The following is a 9494-nucleotide window of genomic DNA, read 5'->3' as shown; positions in this document are numbered from 1 at the left end:
GTTCCGGCCCTCGGTGTTTGCGGCGGCGTCGTGCAGCATGGCAGCAGAGAGCCCCGGCACCCATCAGTGCCGGGGCTCTCGCGCGTTCGTGATCAATACACCTAGGCGCCCGCGCAGTTGGGGCAGACGCCGCGGTAGGTCACCTCGACCGCCGATACGACGAAGCCGAAGCGCTCCGTGTCCGGCAGGTCGGCCAGCGGGTTGCCCGCCGGGTGGACGTCGCGGATCGCGCCGCACTGGGCACAGACCAGGTGCTGGTGGGGCCGGTGGGCGTTCGGGTCGTACCGCTTGGCGCGTCGGTCCGTGGAGACTTCCAGGACTTCGCCGAGGGTGACGAGCTCGCCCAGTGTGTTGTAGACGGTCGCGCGGGAGATTTCGGGCAGTTTGGCCACGGCGCGGGCGTGTACTTCGTCCGCCGTCAGGTGCACGTGCTCACCGTCGAGCACCTCGGCCACGACGCGCCGCTGTGCCGTCATGCGCCAGCCGCGTCCGCGAAGTCGTTCCAGCAGGTCACTCATGGACACCAGCCTAACAGTGGGGATTCGGTGTAACTCCCGAACCGGTGCGGAATTGGATGCTCACTTGACTTAGACAAAGTCGATTGTAGGATCGGTTACAGCACAGGCCAAGGACAGGACACGCAGGAATGACGCAGGAGGCGCACGTGACGCAGGGACCGCTCACCACGGAGGCCGGGGCGCCGGTCGCCGACAACCAGAACAGTGAGACCGCCGGCGTCGGAGGTCCCGTCCTGGTCCAGGACCAGCTCCTGCTGGAGAAGCTCGCGCACTTCAACCGCGAGCGCATCCCGGAGCGCGTGGTGCACGCCCGCGGCGCCGGTGCGTACGGCACCTTCACCCTGACCCGTGACGTCTCGCAGTGGACGCGCGCCGCGTTCCTGTCCGAGGTCGGCAAGCAGACTGAGACCTTCCTGCGCTTCTCCACCGTCGCGGGCAACCTGGGCAGCGCCGACGCCGTGCGCGACCCCCGCGGCTGGGCTCTGAAGTTCTACACCGAAGAGGGCAACTACGACCTCGTCGGCAACAACACCCCGGTGTTCTTCATCAAGGACGCCATCAAGTTCCCCGACTTCATCCACACCCAGAAGCGCGACCCGTATACGGGCTCGCAGGAGGCGGACAACGTCTGGGACTTCTGGGGTCTGTCTCCCGAGTCGACCCACCAGGTGACCTGGCTGTTCGGCGACCGCGGCATCCCGGCGTCCTACCGCCACATGAACGGCTACGGCTCGCACACGTTCCAGTGGAACAACGAGGCCGGCGAGGTCTTCTGGGTCAAGTACCACTTCAAGACCGACCAGGGCATCAAGAACCTCACCCAGGCCGAGGCCAACCGGCTCGCCGGCGAGGACCCCGACTCGCACCAGCGCGATCTGCGCGAGTCCATCGAGCGCGGCGACTTCCCGTCCTGGACCGTGCAGGTCCAGATCATGCCGGCGGCCGAGGCGGCGACCTACCGCTTCAACCCGTTCGACCTCACCAAGGTGTGGCCGCACGAGGACTACCCGCCGATCGAGATCGGCAAGCTGGAGCTCAACCGCAACCCGGAGAACGTCTTCGCCGAGGTCGAGCAGTCGATCTTCTCCCCGGCGCACTTCGTCCCCGGCATCGGTCCCTCCCCGGACAAGATGCTCCAGGGCCGCCTCTTCGGCTACGGCGACGCCCACCGCTACCGCGTCGGCATCAACGCCGACCACCTGCCGGTGAACCGCCCGCACGCCACCGAGGCGCGCACCAACTCCCGCGACGGCCATCTGTACGACGGCCGCCACAAGGGTGCGAAGAACTACGAGCCGAACAGCTTCGGCGGCCCGCACCAGACGGACCGCCCGCTGTGGCAGCCGATGGCGCTGACCGGCGGCACCGGCAACCACGCCGCCCCCGTGCACCGCGAGGACAACGACTTCGTCCAGGCGGGCAACCTCTACCGCCTCTACTCCGAGGACGAGAAGTCCCGCCTGATCGAGAACCTGTCCGGCTTCATTGCCAAGGTCTCCCGTGACGACATCGTGGAGCGTGCGATCAACAACTTCCGCCAGGCGGACGGTGACTTCGGCAAGCGGCTCGAAGCCGCGGTCCAGGCCCTTCGCGGCTGACCCCCTCTCTGCGGCTGAACCGCCGCCGCTCTCGCGGAGGTGGTTGCCCGCCGTAGGGGCATCTCGAGTGATGGCCGCTCGCCGAATGAGGAGGGCCGGATTCCCGTCCAGGGGATCCGGCCCTCCTTGCCGTTCAGCCGGCTAGCTGGGCCGTGCGCCGCCGGTTCGGCACCCAGCAGCGGATCACGTCGCGCACGGACACGATGCCCACCGGCCCGCCGTGCTCCAGCACGATCAGGTGCCGGAAGCCGCCGTGGACCATCGCCTCGGCCGCTTCCTGCACGGTGGCGTCGGGGGTGCAGAACACGACGTTGTTGGTCGTGTGCGCGCCCACGGACTCCCGGTCGGGATCGTGCCCCGCACCGATCGAGTTGAGGATGTCGCGCTCGGTCAGGATGCCGATTCCGCTGTGCTCGGGGTCGAGGACGACGGCCGCGCCGACGCGCCGGCCGGACATCAGGCAGGCCGCCTGCCGGAGGGTGTGTGCGGGTCCGAGGGTGAGGATCACGGTGCTCATTGCGTCACGGACGAGCATGAAGAGAGCCACCTCCTGGGGTGAGCCCCCCGCTTGGGTGGGTGTACTCGTGAAGTCGCCACTAGAGAAACGCTTCACAAGCGCACAAGCGTGGGGAGTTTCAGATTCCCACGGATCCGGGGGGCCAACAAGAAGGCGCGTAGGGGAGCGCGTTCGGCGCTCGTGGCGTCAGGCGCGCGGGCGCAGCAGGCCGAGCATCTCCTCGTGGAGCAGTCCGTTCGACGCCGCCGCGTTCCCGCCGTGCACGCCGTCCACCCCGTCCAGGCTGGTGAAGCGGCCGCCCGCCTCCTGGACCACCACCGCGATGGCCGCCATGTCCCACAGGTTCAACTCCGGCTCGGCGCACAGGTCCAGCGAGCCCTCGGCGACCATCATGTACGGCCAGAAGTCGCCATAGCCGCGGGTACGCCAGCAGGCCCGGGTCAGGTTCAGGAACCCTGCGAGACGGCCCTGCTCCTCCCAGCCGCTCAGTGAGGAGTACGCGAAGGAGGCGTCGCCCAGCCCGCCCACCTGCGAGACGCCGATCGCCGTGGTCTCGCCGAGCGCGCCGCCCGCGTACGCGCCCCCGCCCTGCGCCGCCCACCAGCGGCGGCCCAGCGCCGGCGCGGACACCACGCCCACCACCGGGCGGAAGACGCCGTCGGCACCCTCGGCCATGAGGGAGATCAGGGTCGCCCAGACGGGGACGCCGCGCACGTAGTTCTTCGTACCGTCGATCGGGTCCACGACCCAGCGGCGCGGACCGCTGCCCTGCAGGCCGTACTCCTCGCCCAGGATCGCGTCGTCGGGCCGCGCGGCCGCGATGCCGGCCCGGATGATCTCCTCGGCGGCCCGGTCCGCCTCGCTCACCGGGGTCATGTCCGGCTTCGTCTCGACCTTCAGGTCGAGGGCGCGGAACCGCTCCATCGTGGCGGCGTCGGCCGCGTCGGCGAGCTCAAGGGCAAGGCGGAGGTCATCGTCATACTCGGGCATGCCCGAACAGTATCCAGACTCCCGGACCCCGACCAACGAGGTCCACAGTGCGGCCGGACGTGCCCTTGACAGGGGAGGCGCCCTTGACAGGATCTGGCACCCCGTCAACTCTGGCCGGAGAGCCGAGCGGGGAGGCGATGATGCCGGCAGCCCGGGAATCCTTGCTGGAGGCGGCGGGAGCGGCCCTCTCGGCCCGCCCCTGGCCGTCCGTGCGGATGGTCGACGTGGCCGCCGCCGCCGGGGTCTCCCGGCAGACCCTCTACAACGAGTTCGGCGGCAAGGCGGGCCTGGGCCGCGCCCTGGTACGGCGCGAGGCCGACCGCTACCTCGAGGGGGTGGACCGGGCCCTGTCCACCCCGGCCCAGGCCGCCGAGCGGCTGGCCGCGGTCGCGGAGTGGACCGTACGGGCGGCCCGCGCGCACCCCCTCGTACGGGCCCTGCTCACCGGCAGCTGGGACGCGGGGCTGCCGGCCGCGGGCCGGCGGGCGCCGGGGCCCGGTGAGCTGGCCCGTGCCGTCCGCGACCGGGCGGCCGCCGCGCTCGCGCCGGGGGAGGGCCTGCAGCGGTGCGAACTCGCCGTACGCCTCGCCCTCTCCTACGTGATCGCCCCGGCGGAGGAGCCGGGGTGCGGTGAGCTGCTCCGGATGCTCAGTGCGCCGAACCGGACAGCTGGAGCCCGATGACCCCCAGGATGACCAGCGAGATCGAGACGAGCTTGAGGGTGGAGACCAGGTCGCCGAGGAAGACCATGCCGTAGATCGCCGTCCCGGCCGCGCCGATGCCCGTCCACACCGCGTACGCCGGGCCCACGTCCAGTTTCTTGAGCGCCAGCGTCAGCAGACCGAAGCTGCCGAGCGCGAAGCACGCGAAGGCGACGGTCGGCCACAGGCGCGTGAAGCCGTGGGAGAGCTTGAGGCAGACCGCGAAACCGGTCTCCAGGAGTCCCGCGACCACGACCAGCAGCCACGCCATGTCGAATGCCTCCCCGCGTCACGTGACATCGCGTCACTTGGTGCGATTATGCATTTATCCAGACAGGGCCTCCCACAAACGCGGCCGGGCCCGCCGAACGATCAGTCGCCCTCGCGCCGTTCCCGCGTCTCCAGCAGCCGCCGCAGCGAATACAGCCGCGCCGGGTCCGCGTGACCGTCCTCCACCCACTTGTCGAGCGCGCAGTCCGGCTCGTCGTGGCTGCACGCGCGCGGGCACTCCTCCGTACCCGGTACCAGGTCCGGGAAGGCCAGGATCACCCGGGACGGGTTCACGTGGTGCAGGCCGAAGGAACGGACGCCCGGGGTGTCGATGACCCAGCCCTCCATCCCCGGCAAGGGCAGGGCCAGCGCCGAGGTGGTGGTGTGCCGTCCGCGCCCGGTGACCGCGTTGACCACCCCCGTCGCGCGCTTGCGGTCCGGCGCCACCAGCGAGTTGACCAGGGTGGTCTTGCCGACGCCCGAGTGACCGACGAACGCGGTGATCCGGCCCTCCAGGCGCTCGCGCACCTTGGCGGCCGCGTCGCCCGTGGCGAGCTCCTCGCGGTTGGTCACCACGTAGTTCACGCCGAGTGTCGAGTAGATCTCCAGGATCTTGTCCGCCGAGGTCAGGTCGGACTTGGTGAGCACCAGCAGCGGCTCCAGCCCTGCGTCGTACGCCGCCACCAGGCAGCGGTCGATCATCCGGGGCCGCGGCTCCGGGTCGGCCAGGGCCGTGACGATGGCCAGCTGGTCGGCGTTGGCGACGACCACCCGCTCGTAGGGGTCGTCGTCGTCCGCGGTGCGCCGCAGGACGGACTTGCGCTCCTCGATCCGCACGATGCGGGCCAGGGTGTCCTTCTTGCCGGACAGATCGCCGACGATCCAGACCCGGTCGCCGACCACCGCCGCCTTGCGGCCCAGTTCCCTGGACTTCATCGCGTGCACCGTGCGGTTCTCGACCAGACAGGTCAGCCGCCCGCGGTCGACCGTCAGGACGAAGCCCTCCGAGGCGTCCTCGTGCTTGGGCCGGATGCTCGTCCGCGGCCGGTTGCCCTTGGGGTTGGGGCGCTGGCGGATGTCGTCCTCGTCGGTGTGCTTGCCGTACCTGCGCATGACGTGCCCTACGCTCCCGCACCCGCTCCGGGCGTTCCGGAGTCACCGGCGTCCCCGGCGAGCATGTCCGTCCACATCTGCGGGAAGTCCGGCAGGGTCTTCGCGGTCGTCGCCACGTTTTCGATCCGTACGCCCTCCACCGCCAGGCCGATCACCGCGCCCGCGGTGGCCATCCGGTGGTCGTCGTACGTGTGGAAGACGCCGCCGTGCATCCGGCGCGGCCGGATGCGCAGGCCGTCCTCGGTCTCGGTGACGTCGCCCCCGAGCGCGTTGATCTCCTTGGTCAGTGCGGCCAGCCGGTCCGTCTCGTGCAGCCGCAGGTGCGCGACACCGCGCAGCACCGACTCGGAGTCGGCCAGGGCCGCCACCGCCGCGATGCCCGGGGTGAGCTCGCCGACCTCGCCCAGGTCCACGTCGATGCCGTGGATCTTGCCGGTGCCGGTGAAGACCAGGCCCGCGTCGGTCAGCTCGCAGGAACCGCCCATCTCGGTGAAGATCCGGCGCAGCGCGTCACCGGGCTGCGTGGTGCGGCGCGGCCAGTCGGGGATGGTGACCGTGCCGCCGGTGATCAGCGCCGCGGCCAGGAACGGCTGGGCGTTGGAGAGGTCCGGCTCCACGACCATGTCGCGGCCCAGCAGGGCGCCGGGGGAGACCCGCCACACGTTCTTCTCGCCGCCGGCCTCGGGGGTGTCGACCTGGGCGCCCGCGGCGCGCAGCATCTCCACCGTCATCCGGATGTGCGGCATCGACGGCAGGTTGGTGCCGACGTGCCGGACCTCGACGCCCTGGTTGAAGCGCGGCGCGGAGAGCAGCAGCGCGGAGACGAACTGCGAGGAGTTGGTGGCGTCGATCTCGACCGTGCCGCCCTCCAGGGCCCCGCCGCCCTGGACGGTCAGGGGCAGCGCGCCCCGGCCGTCGTCGTCGATCCGGGCGCCGAGCGTGCGCAGGGCGCTGATGACCTGGCCGAGCGGGCGCTCGTAGGAGCGCGGGTCGCCGTCGAAGCGGATGTCGCCGTCGGCGAGGGTGGCGACGGGCGGCAGGAAGCGCATGACCGTGCCCGCGTTGCCGACGTCCACGGTCGTCGGTCCGTGCAGGGCCGCCGGGATGACCCGCCAGGCCTCGCCGCTCTCACCGTCACCGGCGGAGCTGGAGGACACGGTCTCCTCGATGCCGACGCCCATCGCGCGCAGCGCGTCCGACATCAGCTGGGAGTCGCGCGAGCGCAGCGGGCGGCGCACCCAGCCGGGCTCGGCGGCGAGCGCGGCGAGGACGAGGGCCCGGTTGGTGACCGATTTGGACCCCGGCACCGTGACGGTGGCGTGGACGGTCCCATCGGCGAGCGGAGCGGGCCAGAGGGCAGGGAGCGCGGGGGTCTCGGTCATGGCCCCCACTTTAGTGGCTTCCTCCGGACCCGGATCTTGATCGCTGCCCGGTCTCACGGGGTGGTCACACGTCGAGCAGCCAGCGGCCGCCGCCGACCAGCGAGCAGAGCGCGACGACATGGAAGAAGAGCAGCCACACCACGGGGTGCAAGTGAGTGAGCCGGCCCAGCTGGTCGGCGTCGGAGTCGGGCGCTCCGCCGTTCCTCCGCTTGGCCCCCAGCTCGAAGACCGGCCGGACCCCGCCGAGTACCAGGAACCACACCACCAGGTAGGCGAAGGCGGCCTGCACCTCGGCCGGAGTCAGCCAGGACACCAGCAGGAAGGTTCCGCCGGTCAGCACCACGGTCAGCGCCCCGTACGCGTTCCGGATCATGACCAGCATGACCACGAGGAGGGCGGTGGCCGCCCACAGCAGCAGCGTGATCCGATGCGCGGAGAGCAGCGCCGTCCCGCCGAGCCCGAGCAGCGAGGGCGCCGTGTACCCGCCGGCGGCGGTCAGGATCATCCCGAGCCCGGTCGGCTTGCCCCGGCTGACGGTGACCCCGCTCGTGTCGGAGTGCAGCCGTATCCCGCTCAGCCGACGCCCGGTCAGCAGCGCCAGCAGGCCGTGCCCGCCCTCGTGCGCGATGGTGATGGCGTTGCGCGACAGCCGCCACAGCGGGCGGGGCCCCACGGCGGCCAGCGCGACCAGGCCGGTCACGATCACCAGCCACAGGTCGGGCGCGGTCTGTATGCCCGTGAGCCGGTCCCACAGGCCGGCCGTCGTGCTGCTGTCCATAAGGTGGCGGACTCCTTGCGGTGGTGTGCGGGTGACATGGCAGTGTGGCAGCCATGTGCGGACGGTATGCGGCCAGTCGTGGGCCCGAGGACCTCGTGGAGGCATTCGGCATCGAGAAGTGGGAGCCGGAGGAGGCCCTGGACCCCGACTGGAACGTGGCGCCGACGAAGGAGGTCCACGTCGTCCTCGACCGTCCCCTCAAAGACGCTTCGCACCCGCGTCCGGTTCGCCAGCTGCGCACCCTGAAATGGGGCCTGGTGCCCTCCTGGGCCAAGAACCCCGACGGCGCGGCCCGGATGATCAACGCCCGGTCCGAGACCCTGCACGAGAAGCCGTCCTTCCGCCGCCCCTTCGCGCAGCAACGCTGCATCGTCCCCGCCGACGGGTACTACGAGTGGGTCACCGCCCACGACGAGCGACAGCTGGAGGTGGAGGGGAGGAAGAAACGGGCCCGCAAGCAGCCCTACTTCGTCCAGCCCTGCGACGGCTCCGTGTTCGCCATGGCGGGGATATACGAGTTCTGGCGCGACCGGACCCTGCCCGACGAGCACCCGCTCGCCTGGTGGGTCACCTGCTCCGTGATCACCACCGAGGCCGAGACCGGACCCCTGGGCGTGGCCCCGGCCGAGGGACCGCGCTCGCTCGCCGAGATCCACCCGCGGATGCCGCTGATGCTGACCCCGGACCGCTGGGACGCCTGGCTGGATCCCGCGAACACCGACACCGAGGGCTCGCTGCGCGACCTCCTGGCCCCGCCGCCGGGCGGGCTGATGCGGGCCTACCCCGTGTCCACCGCCGTGAGCAACGTGCGGAACAACGGGCCGGAGCTGCTGACGGAGCTGGCCGCGCCGGAGGAGGGAACCCTCTTCTGACCGGGCGGGGCGGCACGATGGGTGCATGACCACGCGTACCCAGAGCGTCGACACCCCGGCGGGCGAGGCCCGCATCACCTGGCACCCCGCCCCCGAGGCGAAGCTCGTGCTCGCCGTGAGCCACGGCGCCGGCGGCGGCGTCGAGGCCCGCGACCTCCAGGCGCTGGCCGCCGCCCTGCCCGCCCGCGGGATCACCGTGGCACTGGTCGAACAGCCCTGGCGGGTCGCCGGGAAGAAGGTCGCCGCCGCGCCCAAGGTGCTGGACGAGGGCTGGCGCGGGCTCTGGCCGGCGCTCGCGAAGCCCGGGCTGCCGGTGGTCGCGGGCGGGCGCAGCGCCGGGGCCCGGGTGGCCTGCCGGACCGCCGCGGAGCTGGGCGCCGCCGGTGTGCTGGCGCTGGCGTTCCCGCTGCACCCGCCGGGCCGGCCGGAGAAGTCCCGCGCCGAGGAGCTGACCGGGGCGGGCCGGCCCACCCTCGTGGTCCAGGGCGGCCGCGACCCCTTCGGCCGCCCCGGGGAATTCCCGCCGCCCGGCGCGCAGGACCCGTACGAGCTCGTGGAGGTGGCGTACGGCGATCACGGCTTCGCGGTGCCGAAGAAGGCGGACACCACCCAGGAGGAGGCCCTGCGGACGATCACCGACGCGGTGGGGGAGTGGCTCGCCCGGCTGGCCGCGTGACCACGCCCCGCCCCGCCCCGCCACGTCCAGGCGAACGGAGGCGCACCGGCGGGGCGGTGACCCGGATCACGCCGGGCGC

At 71.7% G+C, this 9494-nt stretch carries 11 protein-coding genes; 4 read left to right on the top strand and 7 right to left on the bottom strand.

The window, feature by feature from the left end; genetic code table 11:
- Positions 1 to 101 precede the first annotated feature (101 nt).
- Positions 102 to 518, bottom strand: a complete 417-nt coding sequence (locus tag ACWGIF_RS03045) for a Fur family transcriptional regulator (protein WP_453490097.1) — start codon at positions 516 to 518, stop codon at positions 102 to 104.
- Between the two features lie 128 nt (positions 519 to 646).
- On the opposite strand from ACWGIF_RS03045, the gene ACWGIF_RS03040 reads away from it, so the two are divergent.
- Positions 647 to 2116: a catalase gene (locus tag ACWGIF_RS03040; RefSeq protein ID WP_453490094.1), complete on the top strand. Its 1470-nt coding sequence runs from the start codon at positions 647 to 649 to the stop codon at positions 2114 to 2116.
- A gap of 133 nt (positions 2117 to 2249) precedes the next feature.
- On the opposite strand, the gene ACWGIF_RS03035 is transcribed toward ACWGIF_RS03040, so the two are convergent.
- Together ACWGIF_RS03035 and hisN are read right to left on the bottom strand one after the other, a co-directional pair.
- The gene (locus ACWGIF_RS03035) at positions 2250 to 2651 is read right to left on the bottom strand and encodes a CBS domain-containing protein (protein ID WP_453490091.1); all 402 of its coding nucleotides are present in this window, start codon (positions 2649 to 2651) and stop codon (positions 2250 to 2252) included.
- 168 nt (positions 2652 to 2819) lie between these two features.
- Positions 2820 to 3623, bottom strand: coding sequence for a histidinol-phosphatase (gene hisN, locus ACWGIF_RS03030; RefSeq protein ID WP_453490088.1), 804 nt, complete (start codon positions 3621 to 3623; stop codon positions 2820 to 2822).
- A 137-nt stretch (positions 3624 to 3760) separates the two neighbouring features.
- Between hisN and ACWGIF_RS03025 the strand changes: the two genes are divergently transcribed.
- Positions 3761 to 4306: a TetR/AcrR family transcriptional regulator gene (locus ACWGIF_RS03025; RefSeq protein WP_453490127.1), complete on the top strand. Its 546-nt coding sequence runs from the start codon at positions 3761 to 3763 to the stop codon at positions 4304 to 4306.
- Here ACWGIF_RS03025 and ACWGIF_RS03020 read toward each other — a convergent pair.
- From ACWGIF_RS03020 to ACWGIF_RS03005, 4 genes are all read right to left on the bottom strand, one after another.
- The gene (locus ACWGIF_RS03020) at positions 4272 to 4595 is read right to left on the bottom strand and encodes a DMT family transporter (RefSeq protein WP_030011402.1); all 324 of its coding nucleotides are present in this window, start codon (positions 4593 to 4595) and stop codon (positions 4272 to 4274) included. The genes ACWGIF_RS03025 and ACWGIF_RS03020 overlap by 35 nt on opposite strands.
- Before the next feature lie 101 nt (positions 4596 to 4696).
- On the bottom strand, positions 4697 to 5707 hold the full coding sequence (gene rsgA / locus ACWGIF_RS03015) for a ribosome small subunit-dependent GTPase A (protein WP_453490085.1): 1011 nt from the start codon (positions 5705 to 5707) through the stop codon (positions 4697 to 4699).
- An 8-nt stretch (positions 5708 to 5715) separates the two neighbouring features.
- Positions 5716 to 7089 (bottom strand): 3-phosphoshikimate 1-carboxyvinyltransferase, encoded by a 1374-nt coding sequence (gene aroA, locus ACWGIF_RS03010; protein ID WP_453490083.1) that lies wholly within the window; start codon positions 7087 to 7089, stop codon positions 5716 to 5718.
- A 64-nt stretch (positions 7090 to 7153) separates the two neighbouring features.
- Positions 7154 to 7867 carry a M50 family metallopeptidase gene (locus tag ACWGIF_RS03005; protein ID WP_453490080.1) on the bottom strand — a complete coding sequence of 238 codons (714 nt, stop codon included), beginning with the start codon at positions 7865 to 7867 and terminating at the stop codon, positions 7154 to 7156.
- Between the two features lie 53 nt (positions 7868 to 7920).
- Here ACWGIF_RS03005 and ACWGIF_RS03000 point away from each other — a divergent pair, with 53 nt between their 5' ends.
- Positions 7921 to 8739, top strand: a complete 819-nt coding sequence (locus tag ACWGIF_RS03000) for an SOS response-associated peptidase (RefSeq protein WP_453490077.1) — start codon at positions 7921 to 7923, stop codon at positions 8737 to 8739.
- 25 nt (positions 8740 to 8764) lie between these two features.
- Positions 8765 to 9415 carry an alpha/beta hydrolase family protein gene (locus ACWGIF_RS02995; protein WP_453490074.1) on the top strand — a complete coding sequence of 217 codons (651 nt, stop codon included), beginning with the start codon at positions 8765 to 8767 and terminating at the stop codon, positions 9413 to 9415.
- Positions 9416 to 9494: the final 79 nt, after the last annotated feature.

Source organism: Streptomyces sp. NPDC054849, assembly GCF_053610945.1.
The sequence above is the reverse complement of the archived record's forward strand: the minus strand, read 5'-3'. Positions and strand labels throughout refer to the sequence as shown.

What these genes read in the sequence shown, in the direction of transcription:
- ACWGIF_RS03025 (WP_453490127.1), top strand. Translation starts at nt 3,761, where the DNA reads ATGATGCCGGCAGCCCGGGAATCCTTGCTGGAGGCGGCGGGAGCGGCC.
- ACWGIF_RS03000 (WP_453490077.1), top strand. Translation starts at nt 7,921, where the DNA reads ATGTGCGGACGGTATGCGGCCAGTCGTGGGCCCGAGGACCTCGTGGAG.
- ACWGIF_RS03045 (WP_453490097.1), bottom strand. Translation starts at nt 518, where the DNA reads ATGAGTGACCTGCTGGAACGACTTCGCGGACGCGGCTGGCGCATGACG.
- ACWGIF_RS03020 (WP_030011402.1), bottom strand. Translation starts at nt 4,595, where the DNA reads ATGGCGTGGCTGCTGGTCGTGGTCGCGGGACTCCTGGAGACCGGTTTC.
- aroA (WP_453490083.1), bottom strand. Translation starts at nt 7,089, where the DNA reads ATGACCGAGACCCCCGCGCTCCCTGCCCTCTGGCCCGCTCCGCTCGCC.
- hisN (WP_453490088.1), bottom strand. Translation starts at nt 3,623, where the DNA reads ATGCCCGAGTATGACGATGACCTCCGCCTTGCCCTTGAGCTCGCCGAC.
- ACWGIF_RS02995 (WP_453490074.1), top strand. Translation starts at nt 8,765, where the DNA reads ATGACCACGCGTACCCAGAGCGTCGACACCCCGGCGGGCGAGGCCCGC.
- rsgA (WP_453490085.1), bottom strand. Translation starts at nt 5,707, where the DNA reads ATGCGCAGGTACGGCAAGCACACCGACGAGGACGACATCCGCCAGCGC.
- ACWGIF_RS03035 (WP_453490091.1), bottom strand. Translation starts at nt 2,651, where the DNA reads ATGCTCGTCCGTGACGCAATGAGCACCGTGATCCTCACCCTCGGACCC.
- ACWGIF_RS03005 (WP_453490080.1), bottom strand. Translation starts at nt 7,867, where the DNA reads ATGGACAGCAGCACGACGGCCGGCCTGTGGGACCGGCTCACGGGCATA.
- ACWGIF_RS03040 (WP_453490094.1), top strand. Translation starts at nt 647, where the DNA reads ATGACGCAGGAGGCGCACGTGACGCAGGGACCGCTCACCACGGAGGCC.